General features: G+C 34.1%; 15 protein-coding genes. 7 read left to right on the top strand and 8 right to left on the bottom strand.

What is annotated here, in order from left to right:
• The coding region (locus ASD98_RS24185; RefSeq protein WP_206779294.1) for a hypothetical protein at window positions 1–182 on the bottom strand (182 nt) is incomplete at its 3' end.
• 612 nt (window positions 183–794) lie between these two features.
• On the opposite strand from ASD98_RS24185, the gene ASD98_RS03440 reads away from it, so the two are divergent.
• The 3 genes from ASD98_RS03440 (at window position 795) to ASD98_RS03430 (ending at window position 3036) form a co-directional block, all read left to right on the top strand.
• On the top strand, window positions 795–1367 hold the full coding sequence (locus tag ASD98_RS03440) for a Crp/Fnr family transcriptional regulator (protein WP_056200276.1): 573 nt from the start codon (window positions 795–797) through the stop codon (window positions 1365–1367).
• Between the two features lie 381 nt (window positions 1368–1748).
• Window positions 1749–2387 (top strand): Crp/Fnr family transcriptional regulator, encoded by a 639-nt coding sequence (locus ASD98_RS03435; RefSeq protein WP_242412070.1) that lies wholly within the window; start codon window positions 1749–1751, stop codon window positions 2385–2387.
• A gap of 100 nt (window positions 2388–2487) precedes the next feature.
• Window positions 2488–3036, top strand: coding sequence for an ester cyclase (locus tag ASD98_RS03430; RefSeq protein ID WP_056200270.1), 549 nt, complete (start codon window positions 2488–2490; stop codon window positions 3034–3036).
• Window positions 3037–3142: 106 nt separating this feature from the next.
• Here ASD98_RS03430 and ASD98_RS23955 read toward each other — a convergent pair whose 3' ends face one another.
• Window positions 3143–3310: a hypothetical protein gene (locus ASD98_RS23955; protein ID WP_157849137.1), complete on the bottom strand. Its 168-nt coding sequence runs from the start codon at window positions 3308–3310 to the stop codon at window positions 3143–3145.
• A gap of 572 nt (window positions 3311–3882) precedes the next feature.
• Between ASD98_RS23955 and ASD98_RS03425 the strand changes: the two genes are divergently transcribed.
• Window positions 3883–4137 carry a hypothetical protein gene (locus ASD98_RS03425; RefSeq protein ID WP_056200266.1) on the top strand — a complete coding sequence of 85 codons (255 nt, stop codon included), beginning with the start codon at window positions 3883–3885 and terminating at the stop codon, window positions 4135–4137.
• A gap of 350 nt (window positions 4138–4487) precedes the next feature.
• Here ASD98_RS03425 and ASD98_RS03420 read toward each other — a convergent pair whose 3' ends face one another.
• From ASD98_RS03420 to ASD98_RS03400, 5 genes are all read right to left on the bottom strand, one after another.
• A complete protein-coding gene (locus ASD98_RS03420; protein ID WP_056200263.1) occupies window positions 4488–5468 on the bottom strand; it encodes a hypothetical protein in 981 nt (326 codons plus the stop codon).
• Between the two features lie 346 nt (window positions 5469–5814).
• Window positions 5815–6444 (bottom strand): hypothetical protein, encoded by a 630-nt coding sequence (locus tag ASD98_RS03415; RefSeq protein ID WP_056200260.1) that lies wholly within the window; start codon window positions 6442–6444, stop codon window positions 5815–5817.
• A 173-nt stretch (window positions 6445–6617) separates the two neighbouring features.
• Window positions 6618–7892 (bottom strand): hypothetical protein, encoded by a 1275-nt coding sequence (locus tag ASD98_RS03410; RefSeq protein ID WP_128414776.1) that lies wholly within the window; start codon window positions 7890–7892, stop codon window positions 6618–6620.
• A 169-nt stretch (window positions 7893–8061) separates the two neighbouring features.
• Window positions 8062–8715 carry a hypothetical protein gene (locus ASD98_RS03405; protein WP_128414775.1) on the bottom strand — a complete coding sequence of 218 codons (654 nt, stop codon included), beginning with the start codon at window positions 8713–8715 and terminating at the stop codon, window positions 8062–8064.
• 917 nt (window positions 8716–9632) lie between these two features.
• Entirely contained in the window at window positions 9633–9914 is a 282-nt protein-coding gene (locus ASD98_RS03400) for a hypothetical protein (protein WP_056200253.1), read from the bottom strand.
• 1292 nt (window positions 9915–11206) lie between these two features.
• Here ASD98_RS03400 and ASD98_RS03390 point away from each other — a divergent pair.
• Genes ASD98_RS03390 through ASD98_RS03380 form a run of 3 tightly spaced genes read left to right on the top strand, consistent with a single transcriptional unit; the run spans window position 11207 to window position 16924 of the window.
• Window positions 11207–12310, top strand: coding sequence for an efflux RND transporter periplasmic adaptor subunit (locus tag ASD98_RS03390; protein ID WP_056200249.1), 1104 nt, complete (start codon window positions 11207–11209; stop codon window positions 12308–12310).
• 37 nt (window positions 12311–12347) lie between these two features.
• Window positions 12348–15461, top strand: a complete 3114-nt coding sequence (locus ASD98_RS03385) for an efflux RND transporter permease subunit (RefSeq protein ID WP_056200246.1) — start codon at window positions 12348–12350, stop codon at window positions 15459–15461.
• A gap of 8 nt (window positions 15462–15469) precedes the next feature.
• Window positions 15470–16924 (top strand): TolC family protein, encoded by a 1455-nt coding sequence (locus tag ASD98_RS03380; RefSeq protein WP_056200243.1) that lies wholly within the window; start codon window positions 15470–15472, stop codon window positions 16922–16924.
• Window positions 16925–17124: 200 nt separating this feature from the next.
• On the opposite strand, the gene ASD98_RS03375 is transcribed toward ASD98_RS03380, so the two are convergent.
• Window positions 17125–18405 carry a chloride channel protein gene (locus ASD98_RS03375; RefSeq protein WP_056200240.1) on the bottom strand — a complete coding sequence of 427 codons (1281 nt, stop codon included), beginning with the start codon at window positions 18403–18405 and terminating at the stop codon, window positions 17125–17127.
• Window positions 18406–18442: the final 37 nt, after the last annotated feature.

Here is an 18442-nt window from a genome sequence, read left to right as displayed (position 1 = left end):
TCGTTCTCGCGGCTTAAAATTTTAACCTGGTTTTCAGCAGGGAAATAGCTCATCCAGTTTTCGGCGTCAACTAAAAGTTTCCAAACCACCTCTGCAGGTGCTTTGATATCGATATCATTCAGTGCGTAGATCGCAGATATCTCTGGCTTTTGATCCGCCGGCCAATTTGTTTTATTATACATAGTATTTCTTCTTTATTTGCCACCAAAGTTCCGGCAACTTGTTATAAATAACGAGGGCATTTGACACAATTTAAATGTGATAAATGTCACAGTAATTGTCAGCTGTGTTCGTCAGGCAAACGGGCAAATAGTCAGCGGTCTATCGAGTTTTTATTAAATAAGCATTCCGTCAGAATCTCTTTGCGGTGGCAATCATAAAGCGGTAACGGCATTAATGCCGCACACTCTATAACCAACGAAATTAGTAGTAGTAGTAGTAGTAGTAGTAGTAGTAGTAGTAGTAGTAGTAGTAGTAGTAGTAGTAGTAGTAGTAGTAGTAGTAGTAGTAGTAGTAGTAGTAGTAGTAGTAGTAGTAGTAGTAGTAGTAGTAGTTTTGGTTGTTGCTGATGAATCCACAGTAATTTTGGGTACAAATATTTTTTTTACAGCACTTCAATTAGACAGGCAACGGACTTATAATTATCAATACGAATTTAATGATAGCCCTAATAGTCATTAAACAGTCCAATATATAGGTATTTATGAATTTAGGTGGTTTGGCTACATTAAATACATATTTCCATCTGCTTAATTATCCTTAATTTTTTATAGCTTTGTTCAAAAGCGAAGGCTATGTTTGATATTTTTTCATCTTATTTAAAAGAAAAAGCGGGTCTTAACGAGGATGAATTGACTCAGGTACGTATAGTAACTGTGAGCAAGAAACTTCGTAAAAGGCAATACCTGTTACAGGAGGGCGACGTTTGTCACTACAATTGCTTTGTTGTCAAAGGCTGTCTACGGAATTATCGTACCAGTGAAGATGGCAATGAGCATATCTTAAGATTTGCAGTAGAGAACTGGTGGGTAAGCGATTCTGAAAGTTATAATAATGGCACACCTTCCAAAAATAATATCGATGCACTGGAAGAGAGTGAACTGCTGATGATTGACAAAGTAGATTTCAATAATTTACTGGACAGCATTCCCCATTTTAAAGATTTTATTTACAATCTAAAAGCAAAGAGTTTTGACGTAAGCCAAAACCGTATTATGAGCAATATAAGTGATACCGCTGAGGAAAAATATTCCAATTTTATAAAGACATATCCGGATATCTTTAGCCGCGTACCGCTCCACATGATCGCTTCCTACCTTGGGTTATCCCGTGAAACTCTGAGCCGCATCAGGAAAGCAGTATACTAAGGTTTTTAATTAGAGTGGCTGTTTTACGACATAATAAATTTGGAAGAGATACCATTTTTGCCACAAAAGTTAAGGCGTTTATTATTTTCTTTTAATCAAAAACAATTACTGATTTTTGATTAAAAGAAAATGAATTATATCAATTATTTAAAGCTCGTTACTACTTTTAAAATAAAACAAAATTGACATTTTAAATTTGTGGCAACATCGTGGCATCTTCTTTTTGAAAACTAGAAATTCAACAAAATAAAAGCCAGGTAGTTTAGGTTTGAATCTGCAACTATCCATTAATCCTTTTTTTTAAATAGCAAATTCAATAAATAAGGTGGCTGATCCTCGATTTTTTGAGGGATATGAAAACTCTTATGTAATATAATTTATATGAATAACATATCTTTGTATCCTATGTCTATTGAAAAACTCATATCGCATTTTAACAGCTATCTTCCTTTAAACATGGAAGAAACAGATGCTGTAACAAAAAATGCAAATGAAAGAAAGATTAAGCGTCGGCAATTTATTTTACAAGAAGGAGACCGATGTAAACATTATAATTTTATTGTTAGCGGGTGTTTTAAAATGTACAACGTTGACAAGGCCGGAAAAGAGCACAATGTACAATTTGGAGCAGAAAATGCCTGGATTACTGATATGGCAAGCTTCCATTCTGTAAAGCCAGCCGATTTTAAAAACCTTAATGCAGGTAAACCAAGCCAGTTGTTTATTGAAGCAGTCGAGCCTTCTGTAATTATTCAGATAGAACTAAGAGATTTGGTTTTCCTGTTTGAAAAATATCCCAAGTTCAACAGGATTTTTCGAGTAATTGTTGAAAATAATTTTATCGAACTTCAAAATAGGATATTGCAAAATATCAGCATGACAGCAGAGGAGCGTTATCTTTCCTTTTTAGAACAATATCCAGATCTTTCCAATAGACTTCCTAATATTCAAATAGCCTCCTTCCTTGGAATTACGCCTGAATTTCTGAGCAATATTCGAAAAAACATTGCGGGTAATTAACTTTACTCTTAAACTATCTTAATCTTATTTCTTAAACTTTCTTATTGGCCTGATGTTCTGGCTTATTTCATCTTTGTATTACAATTATAAAACAAAGATTATGAAAAAATTATCACAGAAACTCAACTGGCGATATGCTGTAATGAGGTTGACGCATAAACAATTTTTAGCCGTAATATTAATAATCTTAACTACCGGCTTTCAAACAGTACAAGGGCAGGTAACAAAAAAAAGAACAGAAAAGAAAATGACACTAGAACAAAACAAACAAGTAGTAATTAAGTTTAATAAAGAATTTTTCCAATGTGGAAATACAGAAATCACAAAAGAACTTTTATCAGATTCATTTACCAATCATACGGCCTCACCCAATGCGCCAAAAGATGCAAGTGCGATGATTATGTTTATAACGGCTTTTCATAAAGGTTTTTCTAATATTTCAGTTCGAATTGACGAGGTGCTAGCAGAAGCCGATAAAGTATCCTTGAGAAAAACGATAACTGCAATACACACCGGTGAGTTTATGGGGAAAACCGCCACGGGGAAAAAAGTAGAAATGAATGTGATAGAAATAGATATTCTTAAAGATGGAAAGATAACAGACCACTGGAGCAGAAACGATTTTATACAGATTGTGCAAGGTTTGTAAATTGGAACTGCTACTTTTGTCACAAAAAGTTAATGCTGTCTCTTTTTGCTCTTATTAAATAACTTAAATTATCAGATTATATTTTGTGGCAACTCAGATATAAAACTTAATGCATTTTTGCATCAATCCCCAACAGGACATCCAAACCAAATTGTTGAAGCCATACAAAGACAGCTTGTACTTCCAGTAAGCCAATCTCTTCAAGTCTTCCAAAAAATTTATAGAAATTTGCCCCATCGAGGTCACACAGCCAAATGGCGCCAATTGAAGACAATTGGTTTCTTCTTTTGCTTAAAAAAACTTTTATAAATATATTAGTGATTTTTTGTTTTTGTTTTCGTTTCCTTCTAGAAAATATTTTACGAAAAACTTTTTATTTTATGCACCGGCCATAAATTAGATACACGACAATTGGGTTCAAATTTACTTTTTCCAAAACAAAATAGGGCTCTGCGGCAGCCCTAGCCCCGATAGCAGTGCAAATCCTTTTGTGCCGGTCCCGAGGCTTCGGGAGGCACAAAAGATTGGAACGTATAGCGGGAATAGCTCCAAAAAATAAAACTATATATTCACTATATGATCACTCCGAATTCGATTCTCGTAACAACCCCGACAAGCACGCCAATACCACCCAAACCCGCCCCGTACCCTCCTTTAAAAAAACCACAGCAATAATTTATTAAAAAAATAAAATTACAACTTCCCATACAACCAAAAATTACCACAAGCACCACCGTAATTCCCAAAACCCGATCAAAGACCCAAAAACCACAGCCAAAAACACCCAGCCCCTATGACCCGCAGCACCCTTATAAGGAACCCCAAAGCGGCCCCAAAGACATAACGGTGAAGAACATAGAAAAGGACCTTACAGAAAATGACTCACCCGAGGGGTCTCAAACTAATATTGATACTAAAAAGAACAATGAGGATGAAAATGATTCCTTTGAGACCATAGCGCCCGAAAAGGACAATCCGGTAAGGAAGGAATTCGAAATAAGGAAACTGGGCAACCAGGAGCTAAAAGAAGATGAACTTACTCTAAATGAAACAGGTCAATTTGCACCGGGCTATGCCAAACCCTCCGAGCGAAAATTTTAATGCAAGGAGATTTGATGCCTAAAAAAAACTTTATAATCCTTAAAGTTTTTTTATACGATCTGCCGGCAATCCTCTGCACGGGACTAATCAAAAGAGTAATATTATTATAGTATGGCTAATGCTGCCAAAATTGCGAATAGATTATAATTATCAAAGTAAAATTGCTTAGAGATCCTGAGCTTTTATACTCTTATATCTCATGGTTCACCCTCGTTAGCATATTGTCAGCGCTCGGATAAGCAAAGATTGTCTAATCGAAAAATATAAAAACTTTTTTCAGTGTCTTCTTCGAATAGAGTGCTAAGGCAGATCCCCTGCAAAAATAACCGCGTGCCTTATTATCCTTGGAGCTAAACTAAATGAAGCCCTGCAGGAAAATAAGTAAATTCCCTGGTTGTTTTATTGGATATTTCACCTCTGTAAATTTCTACCCTCTCTATCCAGTTTCCTTTTTGGTCATATTTATATTCATATGATCTGTCTGTGGTTTTAATGAGATTATCATATTGGTCATATTCAAATAAATGATCAGTACCCATATATCCATTTGGAAGGGAAATTCTATCCTCAATCAATAAATCTTTGTCATTATAAAAATAATAATGATTGTCAAATGAATCCTCATCAAAAATTTTCAGGTATTGTACAAGTTTATCGGTCTCATCAAAAAACAGCATGTCTTTGCTTGAAACGATATTATTTCTATACGAGATCCTCCCTATTAAAAATTCATTTTTATTGCCATATTTTTCTACAACATGAATCTGATCTCCGATACGCTGCGTTTTGGTGTAAAATCCTTTTTTTCCATAACCGGAATAATCATAAATAAGTTCCAAATCACTGTTCCTGTCCCTCTCAATCAATGTATGTCCATCACTATCGTAGTGAACTTCCATACTTACATTTGAATGAATTATTGAACCATCCTCTAATATGTCAATTTTAAGTGCCTGCTCGGTCCTTACATCATCTTTGATTTTTATATATTTATTAGCCAGGCCTGTCTGTTGATCATATTCAAAGAATTCAGTGGAATTATCAGGGAAATAATGCTTAGAGAGTATTTTCTTTTCTTTAAAATTCTTATATTTTATTTCAAATATATCCAGACCACGAACCTCTCTTATAATTTCTTTTTCCCTGTTAAACTCAAAAGAAAAATTTTCTGAGCTTTCTCTGAGCTCCCATACTAGGGATTCCTTATTAAATTCAAAAGTGGTCTGTTTCATGAATTTAATAGCGCTTTTCAAATTCTTCAGTTTATTTGCGAAATATACCTTATCAAACCAGTTGGACATGGCGCAATTTTTTTCAAGATATTCGTACATAGTATTGTATTGAGAGTTTTAAAGTTTTTGATTTAATTAATTCAAGGTGTCCTTAAAATTTGTATAGTCTTAAACACATATTGAAAAAAATATAAGTGTTACTTGTAATAATCTGATCATTAATTTAATTAGACGTGTTGTAGTAAGTTATTGAATCTACGCAGATCTTAGCATTTCTGCTAACGATAGGATATAACAGCGGGGTCGGGGCTAAATTAGCCCCATTGTTCAGATTTGCCAAGTTCCAAAATACAGATCCAACTTTCCATTAAGGCTGTTGCCCACATCCGTTTTAAGCGCTATAGGCCAAATGTCCAAATTCGTTGTAGCATAGTCGCTGTGTATTTTATTCAATTACATATAGTAATTTCGGAGCGCCTGCATCATGTTCTCCAACCGCTAAATAAAAAGGTTTTTTAAAATTTAATTTACTAAATATATTCTCGTGGTGAGCCCTTAAAAAAGTCTGGTATGATTCAATAAATGCTGCAGTTTCAAATAAATTATAAATATCCATTAAGTCCTCCCAATCATCAAAATCATTTTCTTTTCCCTGAATTTCTCTGGTCAAATCAGAAAGTAATGGAATTATACACCCTGGCAAACAAGAAATGTTTTCTAAATAATTCAGCCGCTCGTCCATAGTTTTAAAAATAGGCGATTCAATGCTACTGTAATTGAAATCGATGGCAAAGGTATCAAATGCGCCGCCGTACAGCCCTCCATGCTCAAAATAAAGCATATTGAACTCTTTTTTCAGGTCATTATTGTACTTGTCATTCAACCAGTAATTATTAATATTTGCTTTCAAATCATTAAACATGCTTTCAATATTTTTATTGCTATCATGTTCTTTCCAAAGATTATAAAACTCAAGTTGGGTTTTGTTGTCTGTTAATTTTAGACTTTCAGTTACTTTTTTTCCTAATTGAATTTCGGTCTCTTTTAATCTTTCGATTATGGTTTTATTTTTCATAATAGTATTTTTAATATAACAGCAGATTTTCTTGACTTAAACTAGATATTGCATTAAATGAGCCCTATTCTTCGACTTTATCAAATCCTCCAGATCCAGAACTATTTTCAATTAATCTAATTACCCAAATCTATTCTACAAATTTTTAATCGTTTGATTATTAAATATTATTGTCAGTTTTTAAAGAAAATCTCATATCCCAATTCTATTTTTACAATTATAATATTGAGTTTTTCCTTAATTAAATTTAATCCATCAGCATCAAATAAATATTTCGTCTGGTAGGAAAAATGATATTGCTCTCCTTTTTTAAAATCGTTTTTATTGGATTTTTTTACCACTTCTATATGAAACTCTATATTGTCAATTTCTGTAGACAAATCAGAATATGTCCTGATACTTTTGATTTCTTCTGCTGTTAACTTTTGACTTTCAAAATCAAAATCTATACAGCCATTTTCTTTTAATTTTTCATAAGTATTTTGGTCAGCCAATACAATTCCGAAATCACAAATTTCATAAGAGAGTAAATAGAATTTCTTTTGAACATGAGCTTGTGTTAATTCCAAAATTTCATTTAAAACAATAGTAATTCTTTCGTTATCGATATAATGGCTATATTTTTGAAAAAAAGTTTTAAAAATTTTATTCTTTATTTCTAACTCGATAAAATATTTATCTTCTTTTTCTTCAATAGCTGTAATGGAATAATCAATACTTATATCTAGTAAATTGAAACTTTTATCAAAAATTTCCATGTAATCCTTACCTTCAAAAATACCATCCGGAACATCATAAAAGAATTCCTTATTTGAAATTATATTCTCTAATTTCTCCAATGCATTGCCATAATAAGCATTATTTTGCAACGATAATTTATTGAGGTCTAAATAAAAATCTATTTTTTTATCTAAAGCCAAAGGTTTAAAATTAGAATTATCTAAATCAATATAGACTACCTCGGATTTATTTTCTTCAACAAATAAAGCGCCATTGCTCTTATTACGGGCTATAGGAATTAAATTTTCTACACGGAATACTGGATAAAACTCGCTATTGACCAAGTCGAGAATTGCTTCTTTTAAGAAACTTGGATTATTAAAATTGCTGTCTCTACTGTTATAATTTAAAACTTTAAACTCACCCAAATAGGCAACTTCAAAAAGAAGCTCTCGATTGTTTTTTATTCTAAATTCTAAAATTTCTTTAATAAAACTAGGTATTTGCAGGTTTTCACTTTCTTCAAATCTGCGTATAGCTTTAAATTTGCCATTATTCAAAAATATTATTTTTAGCGTTTTAACAATTGATACAAAACTTCCGTAAATTATCATTAAAAGTCCCATATAGTGAAACAATGACGCATTTAAAGAATATAAATAATAGCCAAAAAGGATTAAAATTATACCAATTAATATATTTGTTAAGTTTCTTTTGTTAGAATTCATTTTATGTTTAATTATTATAGTGTATGATGTGGGTTAACCAACTAACACTTTGAACCTGAGTTTATGAGGTTTCAAAGTACAAAGTTTCCTGTTTTTGTGTATAATGAAACGCAATGCTCCTGGCTTAAAATTTTGAGCCCGCCCGAAGCCAGTGTTAGATATTTGTAAATTATTGCTGGAGTTTATTTAATATTTTTTTCGGAGCATAGTGTATTTGAAATCCGCTCTCTAATGATTTTTCTATAAATCTTTTATATTCCATGCATGCAGTTTCCTTGTCTGTAAATTTTAAGAGCCCGGCACCCGTCAATATTTCATTATTCCGAATTTCACAAATATCCCATTTGGAGTAATCAGTTGGGTCCATTAAACAACAAACAGTCTGTACTTGAATACTGTCAATAAATGATTCTAAATCACAGATTCCTTTTTCCAATTTGTATTTCAGCCAATCCTTGTCTGATAAGTCAGAGACATGAAAAATATGAATAGTGTCCTTCAATTTATTTAATAATACAATTTCAGCTGAACCAAATAAATTTCCAATTTGTATAAAATCATAGGGAACTTCTGGCCTGAATTCACTCTCGAATAATTTTAGGTTTTCCAGGCTGTCTAAAAAACTAAACGGTTTTTCAAATTCTTCATCATCACCTTCAATTATTAGGTTCGCTGGTATGGCAAGTAAATTGTCTCCAAAAATCTTAAAGGAATGAACCTGTCTGAAGTTTTCAGGGAATACCAAAAGGTTTTCTCCGGACAGTCCTGATTTTTCTGAAAGGTGTCCAATTTGTTTTTCAAGCTCCGTGAGTTTATCGGTCATTTTATCGTTATTAAAATCTATATTTTTACTGACCATATAGTATCACGCTATAAGGTCAGTTTATGGAAAAACTTTGTTTGTTTTACCTCAAATATAACAAAAAAGTTGTGCTAAAAAATGATTTTTGAGTTTTTAGAAATACAACATATCATAGGAATTCATCACAGCCAAATCCATTTTTTCAGTATACAAGTCCCCTATAGGCTGAATTGGCACGATTCGGTTTAGGGATTTGGAAAACTTTATTATCTTATGGTATAGAAGCATCATAAAGTATGTCTTAACAATAGTGAAAACACAACAATTAGCCCCGATAGCAGTGGAAATCCTTTTGTGCCGTTGTTCGGCACAAAAGATTGGAACGAATAGCGGGAAAAAGCTCCAAAAAAAATATTATACCTAAAAAAATATACCGCCCAACCTGCCCCGCGCGCCCCCTTTAAAAAAACAACAGCAATAATTTAACGCAAAAAATAAAATTACAACTTCCCATACAACCAAAAATTACCACAAGCACCACCGTAATTCCCAAAACCCGTTCAAAGCCCCAAAACACCCAGCCAAAAACGCCCAGCCTATGACCCGCAGCACCCTTAAAAGGAACCCCAAAGCGGCCCCAAAGACATAACCGGCAAGGACATAGAAAAAGACCTTATAGAGAATGACCCTTCAAAGGGGTCTGAAACCGATATGGATACCCAAAAGAGCGATGAGGATGAAAATGATTCCTTTAAGACCATTGAATCGGATCAGGATAATCCAGAAAGGAAGGAATTCGAAATTGGGCAAATTGAACTATTGAGATAGTCCATTTAATTTTATTTGCTTAAGCAAGAATATATATATATTTAGTGTAAACAAGCAATTCTACAATCTACTTCAATCATAGCTGTGCTTTTTCTATTTCATTTCCCATATTAAATGTTATTGATAATTATAAATAAGGTACTGAAAAACACGGTGCTAATAATAATGTTGAAGACCGTTTTATGGCTCATTTGTGCCAAAATTGAAGTGTTGGCAAACATATTTGCAAAGACTATAATTGTCAATTGTACCATCTGTCCCAGTGATGTACCATTAGAAAGCACACACATTGCGGCAACTGCTCCAAGACAACTTTGCCCAATTACTGCCATAGTAGCACAACCAATATAATTTTTATTAAAATTTTCAAATGTTTGGTTATAAATTTTCATGATATATATTTTTATGGCAAATTTACTCCACTGATATATTATGAAAATATGACTCAAATCATAAATTAATGTGTAGGCCTTTTTTTAAGTTACAAGGAAAAGTTAGAAATTTTATAAAATTTAAGTTTTGAAAAAAAAATATTTAAAATATTCGTACGCATGTCTAATTCTAATTGTAAACTAGTTAAATAAAGATTTCGTCTATTATTAAAAATTATTACTAAGCAAACTTAACGTAAATAAAAATGTTCACCATTAAAAATACAGGACTTCCGTACATAGAAAATTAAAGTCTAATACGCACCCCTCCCTAAAAACATTATACGGTTTTAAGTCTTTTAAAACATTTGATCGTCAGAATCTGAATCACCTCCTATACTGACAGTATACCAAAACATTTAAATACTAATGCAGAAAATTGTCTGGGAGTTAGTTCCAAACTGATGGACTGTGAAAAGCATGATGAGAAATAGCAATATGTAAGTATTTCATACGCAAATAATGTCATAAGAATTTCGTTTTACTGATTCGTTCAATTCAAACGGTTGAGATTACTTCCTTCTTAATTTAAAGTAAACCTTAAGTAAAGTTTCAGATAAAGTTCCCAAAAAATTAGTTTTTAATGAAATTCGCTTTGTTATTTGCTTCTCTAATTCTTATATTTGGCCCTTTACTAATATAAGCCTTGTCCTGTAGACATAAAGTATAATCCATTTTTTGAGTACATGAAACATTTTAAGTTCATCATTGCTATTTTATTATTGCTGTTTTCGTGCATATCGGTTACAGGAACATATAAACATTCAACTGTACATAAAATTGATAGTACTCAGCAATGCTCTTCGGTTACTGCTTTAAAACTGCAAAAAAAATCTTTTTATGATGTAGCATCATCCCGAGATTTAGATATTCATTATAAATTTAAAAAGAAAGTAAGGTTTCGTGCTACTACCGCTGAAAGTAGTCACATTAAAACGCCTTATTATTCAAAATTTTTAAGTTTTTTAATTTGTAAAAGTAATTTGATTTACGGAGTCGCTGTAATTTATCAGATTGAGCGCCATACACACCTACATTTATATCAGCTTTTCTAGTTTTAATTCTTCTTTTCTATTTTGGTAATTTAATACCGCACAACTCTTTATATTTTTTTTATAAAGGCATTGTACCGTCGTACAAATATTTTGGTTAAGTGTCTCACCTGCACAAACTACCATCCAAAACATAAATCTAACATTACTGTACTCCTTATAAATATTATAAGGAGACGGTCTAATTATATATTCACGATTATGAATAACACTATCATCAAATTAATTTTCCCAACAATATTTTCTGTTATATTACTGGCCTCGTGTGGAAATAAAAACAAGAAAAAGGCTGCAAATATAAAAACAGTGCCGGTTTATAAGGTACAGTTAAAAGACACGATAGTTACGAATCGATTTGTCGCTGATGTACATGCAAAAAATAATGTTGAAATACACGTTCGTATCCCAGGCTTACTTGATAAGGTCTTTGTAAGTGAAGGTCAAAAAGTAAAAAAAGGGCAGTTATTGTTTAAAATAAGCGATGCGGAACTGCAAATACAATTATTAAAAGCCGAGGCAGTGTATAAAAACGCAATGGCAGATTTAAGAATTGCTGCAGTTGAACTGGAGCAGGCACAAACCCTTTTTGACAAAAAAGTAATAGCTGATAAAGAACTCGAGCTCTCGAAGGCTAAATATGAAGCAGCTTCTGCTAAGGTTGCTCATGCTTCGGCAGAAAAAAAAGCCACAAACCAACAAATTAATTTTACCAATATCAGAGCTCCTTTTGATGGAACAGTGGATCGTATTCCGTTTAAAGAAGGAAGTTTGGTAGAGAATGGCTCTTTGTTGACCACAGTTTCACAGTTAGATGATGTGTATGCGTATTTCTCAATACCCGAAGATATTTATTTTCAAATGATAACAGATAAGACACTTAATAAACAAAGTGGAGATATAAAACTGATATTACCAAATGGAATAGTATATAACCAAAAAGGGGAACTCAAAACAGCCGATGGAGAAATAAACAGACAAACGGGTTCCATTCAATATAAAGCAAAATTCCATAATCCGAATGGCTTTATAAAACACGGGACATCAGGAAAATTAATTATTTCCGAGCCTAGGGAAGACGTGGTTTTGATTCCGCAAAAAGCCGTTTTCTCAATACAGGATAAACAATTTGTATTTCTAGTTAATAAAGAAGGATTAATAAAAATGACCAATATTACAATTGGAAGCACTTTAGATGATGTTTATATTCTAAATGACGGATTAAAAAACAACGATCTTATTGTGCAGGAAGGTACGCAGTCATTGCGTGATGGCGATAAGATCAATATCAGAGATATGGCATTGTAAAAATTGTAATGAGTTAATAATTATTAAAAAATATAAAATGATAGAGTTGTTTATCAAAAGGAAAATATTGTCCTTAATCATATCGGTTATAATTGTTTTACTAGGATTACTTGCCCTTTTTCAGCTTCCCATAACACAATTTCCAGATATTGTTCCTCCTTCAGTAACTGTTACGGCAAAATACACAGGAGCGAATGCAGAAGTTTCTGCCAATGCAGTTGCACTGCCATTGGAAAGAGCTATAAATGGCGTTCCCGGGATGACATATATGTCAACTGTAACTTCAAACGACGGTTTGACACTCATTCAGGTTTTTTTCGAAGTAGGTACCGATCCTGATCTGGCAGCAGTAAACGTGCAGAACCGTGTTACTACCATACTTGATGAACTGCCCGAAGAAGTAATCCGGGCAGGAGTTACAACCGAGAAAGAAGTAAACAGTATGTTGATGTATTTAAATATTACCAGCACTGAAAAATCACAGGACGAGCAGTTTATTTTCAATTTTACCGATATTAATATCCTGCAGGAACTTAAAAGAATAGACGGAGTTGGAAGAGCTGAAATTATGGGCCAGAAGGAATACTCCATGCGGGTTTGGCTGGACCCTCAAAAAATGCTTTCTTATAATATTTCTGCTAATGAAGTTATTGCGTCACTTCAAAAACAAAACATTTCTGCAGCACCTGGTAAAGTCGGAGAAGGATCCGGAAAGCTTGACAACCAGCTTCAGTATGTAATTAAATACGGTGGGAAATTTTTTGAACCTGAGCAATATGAAGAAATTCCACTTAGGGCCAATGCTGACGGAACGGTCTTACGATTAAAAGATGTTTCAAAAATTGAATTTGGTTCGATGAGCTACGGAATGGTTTCCAAAACAGACGGAAAACCGTCAGCATCCATCATGCTAAAGCAGCGTCCGGGCTCAAATGCATCTGAAGTTATTGCCAGTGTCAAAGAAAAAATGGCTGAACTCAAAAAGAGTTCTTTTCCTCCCGGAATGGAGTTTAATATTGCATATGATGTATCACGTTTTCTGGATGCCTCAATTGATGAAGTTTTAAAAACGCTGATTGAAGCCTTTATTCTTGTTGCTTTTGTAGTTTTTATATTCCTCCAGGACTGGCGCTCTACATTGATACCAGTTCTGGCTGTACCGGTAGCACTTATTGGTTCCTTTACCTTTATGTCTATGATGGGCTTTTCTATTAATTTGCTTACCCTTTTTGCTCTTGTACTTTCGATCGGAATTGTAGTTGACAATGCCATTGTCGTTGTGGAAGCCGTCCATGTCAAAATCTCGGAAGAACATATGGCGCCGTTGCCGGCAACAATAAGTGCAATGAAAGAAATAACAGGCGCCGTTATTGCCATAACAATTGTAATGTCGGCCGTATTCATTCCTGTAGCCTTTCTTAGCGGTCCTGTAGGGGTTTTCTACAGGCAGTTTTCACTGACAATGGCAATAAGTATTGTTATTTCCGGAATTAATGCCCTTACCCTCACTCCTGCCCTATGTGCCATATTATTAAAACCACATAATCCTGATAGTGCAAAGAGAACATTATTGGATCGTTTTTTCAGTAGGTTTAATGCCTGGTTTGACAAGGTAACGTCCGGATACATCAGAATACTTACCAAATTTGCTGACCAAACTTCTGTAACTATAGGTTTACTTGTACTATTTTGCTTTTTTGCCTGGGGATCTAGTAAATTCCTTCCTTCCGGATTCATACCTTCTGAAGATCAGGGCATGATTTACGTTAGTGTGACTACTCCACAGGGAGCTACCGTGGAAAGAACTGAAAAAGTACTCGATGAAGTAACACGTCTGGCCAAAGGAATAAAAGGCGTTGATAATGTTACTACGCTGGCAGGGTACAGTGTTGTTACAGAAATTGCAGGGGCTTCGTATGGAATGGGAATGATCAACCTGAAAGCCTGGAAACAGCGTGATATATCAGTAAGCGAATTCATAACACAGCTTAGTGAAAAAACAAAAAACATTTCTGATGCTCAGATTGAAATTTTTGCTCCCCCTACTGTGCCCGGTTTTGGAAATACCAGTGGATTTGAACTTAGATTATTGGACAAATCAGGAGGAAGTATAAATAACACAGATCAGGTAACTAAGAATTTCATTAAAGTATTAAATGCATCACCTGAAATACTAAACTCATTTACAAGCTTTGATGCCACTTTTCCACAGTATCTCATCCATATTGACTATGATCTTGCTGCTAAAAAAGGAATTTCTGTGGATAATGCCATGTCAACGCTACAGACCATGTTAGGTTCATTTTATGCAACAAATTTTATTCGTTTTTCTCAAATGTACAAAGTAATGGTGCAGGCAAGTCCGCAGTTTAGAAGAAATCCGGAAAGCATTCTTGATATGTACCTAAAAAATGACGCCGGAGAAATGGTTCCATTCTCTACATTTATTAAACTTGAACGAGTATACGGTCCCGAAGTTTTAACCCGATATAACATGTATATGTCGGCCATGATAAATGGTGAACCTGCCGAAGGCTATAGTTCTGGCGAAGCCATTGCAGCAGTCGAAAAAATTGCTGCTGAAAAATTACCGGGCAGATTCGAAATTGAATGGTCGGGTATGACGCGTGAAGAAATTCTCTCGGGAAACCAAACGATATACATTTTTGCATTATGTATCTTATTTGTGTATTTACTTCTTGCTGCCCAATATGAAAGTCTGCTTCTTCCATTTCCTGTACTCTTAAGCCTGCCTGTTGGGGTCTTTGGTTCTTATCTGGCCTTGTTGATGGTTGGATTGGACAATAATATTTATGCACAGGTGGCACTGGTGATGCTTATAGGTCTGCTTGCCAAAAACGCCATATTAATTGTCGAGTTTGCCATGGCACAGAATAAGGAAGGACGTGATATTACAGAAGCTGCAATTGAAGGGGCTAAACTACGTTTCAGACCTATTCTAATGACATCATTTGCTTTTATTTCGGGTCTGATACCATTATGTATCGCTTCCGGAGCCGGTGCTGTAGGAAATCGTTCCATAGGTACTGCAGCCGCAGGGGGAATGCTGATCGGAACCCTTTTTGGGCTTGTCATTATACCGGGACTTTATATCCTGTTTGCAAAACTTGAAAAATCTATGAAAAAATAAACTTTAAAATGAAAAACTTCATAAATCGATATATAATTTACGGAAGCATATTAGTGGTTACAGGATGCTCTGCTCCAAAAATCAATGAAAATTTAACCCCGAGAACGTTACCCGAAAATTTTGATGTAAAAAACAAAAAAACAACAGAAGGTTTTAAAACTTTCGTTCCCTTAAAAATAGAAACGTACTTTAAAGACCCCAAATTACAAAAGCTTTTAGATAAGGCTATCGCCCAAAATCCTGATTATCTAATTATGGAACAGCGGATCCTTATAGCCAATTCTAATCTTAAAGCCGCTAGGCTTTCCCTCTTGCCATCACTTGATTTACAGGTCGATATGTCAGCTACCCACTACGGGAAATACACTATGGATGGTGTTGGGAATTTTGACACCAACTTTTCGCAAAACATTAGCGAAAAACAACGGATTGCAACCGATGTAACGCCTAATTTATTTTTGGGTTCAAAAGTTTCCTGGGAAGCCGATATATGGGGAAAATTAAAAAACCGCAAAAGAGCGGCGCTTCAAAGATATTTTGCTTCAAAGGAAGGGGTTCGCTTATTACAGACAAAACTGCTGAGCGACATCGCAGAATTATATTATGAACTTATTGCACTCGATAAACAGGCAATAATTTATAAAGAAAATCTCGATACACAACATCGCGCATTAGAAATTATTTCTGCCCAAAGATCAGTAGGAAAGGCAACAGAGTTAGCGGTACAGCAATTCAACGCTCAAAATAACAACATCTTAACAGAAGCAGAACAATTGAACCTTAAAATCGACCAGACAGAAAAAGCAATACTTAACCTTCTTGGAGAGTATGGCGGCAGTATTGAAAGAAATACTGATTTTATATCTGGACATCATGAAGTAATGAATCAAAAAATAAGTGTCGATTCTATTATTCATAAAAGACCTGATGTATCAAAGGCCTATTTTGAATTGAGTGCCTCAAATGCTGATGCAAAGTCCGCACGTGCTGCCTTTTTTCCAAGTATAAATTTAGGTGCTTACGGAGGGTTTAATACTTTTTCTTTTTCCACTTTCTTCGATACAGGTTCTCTTGCATGGCAGTTGCTTGGTGGGCTTACAGCTCCAGTTTTTAATAAGGGGCAGATCAAAAATGAATTTTTTACGGCTAACAGAAGTCAGGAAATATATTTCCTGCAGTATCAAAACACTATAACAACAGCCTATAATGAATTAAGCGCACTATTAAACAGAACAGAATCCTTTGAAAATATTTTAAAATATAAATCGAAAGAGATAGAACACCTTGAAATAGCTGTCGATGTTTCTAATAACTTATATCTAAGTGGTTATGCCAATTATCTTGAAATTATTAGTGCCCAAAAGAACAAACTGCAGGCTGAACTGGATTTTGTAGATATACAATTAAAAAATGCAAATTCACAAATTATGCTTTATAAAGCTTTAGGTGGAGGAATAAATTAAATATCTTATGTATACCAAACTGTAAAAATTTGAATTAATATCAAAAAAATACAGTTATAAATCCCATTTCCCCAGATGGGATTTTTTTTATTTTAAGCCACATCGATTTTACGCTATATTTTACTCCCAATAATATGGATCTGCACTGGATTTATGTAAAATTAGCTATGTGAAACTTCTGAACTTGTTATAACAGGTATTTAAAGTATTTGATTGATTTTTTTTGTCAAATAAAAATCATACGAATAAACATTGTAAGGCAAAAGCTTTTTTGAAAACAAATAAGAAATTAAACTTCCCAGCAAAATAGGAGCAAACAATAAATATCCGTTTGGCAGTAAGCTACATATCAGAACCAAAGAAGTAAAGGGAGCAAAAAGAGAAGCAGATAAAGTGGCCGCTGCCCCTACTAAGGCAAAGTTTAACGGAATTAAATTTGCTCCAAAATAATTGTTACCAATAAATGCAACCAGTAGTCCTAAGAATGCTCCGGAAACAATGCTCGGTGCAAAGACGCCTCCATCACCGCCCGCACCAAGTGTAAGCGAGGCAGCCAGAGGCTTTAGAATAGTGATAATTAATAAGAAAAAAAATGAAACGTTCGGTGTTGTCATAGATTCATGCAGCACCTCACGAAGCGCATCGTAACTGTCACCATATAAGCTTGGAAAAAAATAAATTAATAGCCCAACAAGTAAAGCTCCTAAATTGACACGTATGAAATTATTGGAAATGGTTCCGAAAAGACCTTTTATTCGGGTGACGAGTAGTGTAAAATAAACCGCTAATACTGCTGCAAAAAGACTTAGAATAATAAAATAAGGTAAGGCCTTCCAATTCCAATCTACAATAGTATATAGAAGTAAAGGTTTATTATCAAATAAAGAAATAAATAACCAGCTTACCAGTGCTGAAGAAGTGCAGGCAATAACCAATGTTTTGCTTATTTTTCTTGCGATAACCTCCATGGCAAATAACCAACCGGCCAAAGGGCTACAAAATAAAATAGCCACTCCTGCCGTTACCCCCGCGCAAATCAATTCTCTCTTGTATACTTGCGCTGATAATCTTTTTTTGTAGGCAAAGTTTCCAATAGTGGCAACAGCTACAACAGTAGATACTTCTATACCAGTGGAACCTCCAAATATTACCGTCAGAAAACCATTAATGTAATGCGAAGGTATTTTAAATAAAGGCAAGTGATCCTTGCGTTGATCAAGCGTTTTATAAATTTCTGTTATTCCTTTATTTTTGCGATTTTTGAACACATATTTTCTTAAAAAATAAATAGCGGTAATTCCAATAGTTGGTAATAAAATTATTGCTACTGAATAATTACTAACAGCATTAAATAGATAATGTTCAAAAAAATCAGTAATTTTCTTTAGTGAAAAAGCGAGCAATGCCCCGCAGAGCCCAACAAAAGAAGATATAAGTATAAGTTTAAGGTAGTTTCGATGTATTATCTTGCGTCTTTCCATTTAGATTGCGTCTTTTTTATTATAAACAAAATTAGAT

It is taken from the genome of Flavobacterium sp. Root186 (assembly GCF_001428525.1).
GTDB lineage: Bacteria > Bacteroidota > Bacteroidia > Flavobacteriales > Flavobacteriaceae > Flavobacterium.
This window is presented reverse-complemented; position numbering and strand designations above follow the sequence as displayed.

Bases quoted from the DNA above. Each gene is read 5' to 3' on its own strand.
- ASD98_RS03415 (WP_056200260.1), bottom strand. From the start codon at position 6,444: ATGAAAAATAAAACCATAATCGAAAGATTAAAAGAGACCGAAATTCAA.
- ASD98_RS03375 (WP_056200240.1), bottom strand. From the start codon at position 18,405: ATGGAAAGACGCAAGATAATACATCGAAACTACCTTAAACTTATACTT.
- ASD98_RS03380 (WP_056200243.1), top strand. From the start codon at position 15,470: ATGAAAAACTTCATAAATCGATATATAATTTACGGAAGCATATTAGTG.
- ASD98_RS03390 (WP_056200249.1), top strand. From the start codon at position 11,207: ATGAATAACACTATCATCAAATTAATTTTCCCAACAATATTTTCTGTT.
- ASD98_RS03410 (WP_128414776.1), bottom strand. From the start codon at position 7,892: ATGAATTCTAACAAAAGAAACTTAACAAATATATTAATTGGTATAATT.
- ASD98_RS03400 (WP_056200253.1), bottom strand. From the start codon at position 9,914: ATGAAAATTTATAACCAAACATTTGAAAATTTTAATAAAAATTATATT.
- ASD98_RS03420 (WP_056200263.1), bottom strand. From the start codon at position 5,468: ATGTACGAATATCTTGAAAAAAATTGCGCCATGTCCAACTGGTTTGAT.
- ASD98_RS03405 (WP_128414775.1), bottom strand. From the start codon at position 8,715: ATGACCGATAAACTCACGGAGCTTGAAAAACAAATTGGACACCTTTCA.
- ASD98_RS03430 (WP_056200270.1), top strand. From the start codon at position 2,488: ATGAAAAAATTATCACAGAAACTCAACTGGCGATATGCTGTAATGAGG.
- ASD98_RS03440 (WP_056200276.1), top strand. From the start codon at position 795: ATGTTTGATATTTTTTCATCTTATTTAAAAGAAAAAGCGGGTCTTAAC.
- ASD98_RS03385 (WP_056200246.1), top strand. From the start codon at position 12,348: ATGATAGAGTTGTTTATCAAAAGGAAAATATTGTCCTTAATCATATCG.
- ASD98_RS03435 (WP_242412070.1), top strand. From the start codon at position 1,749: ATGAATAACATATCTTTGTATCCTATGTCTATTGAAAAACTCATATCG.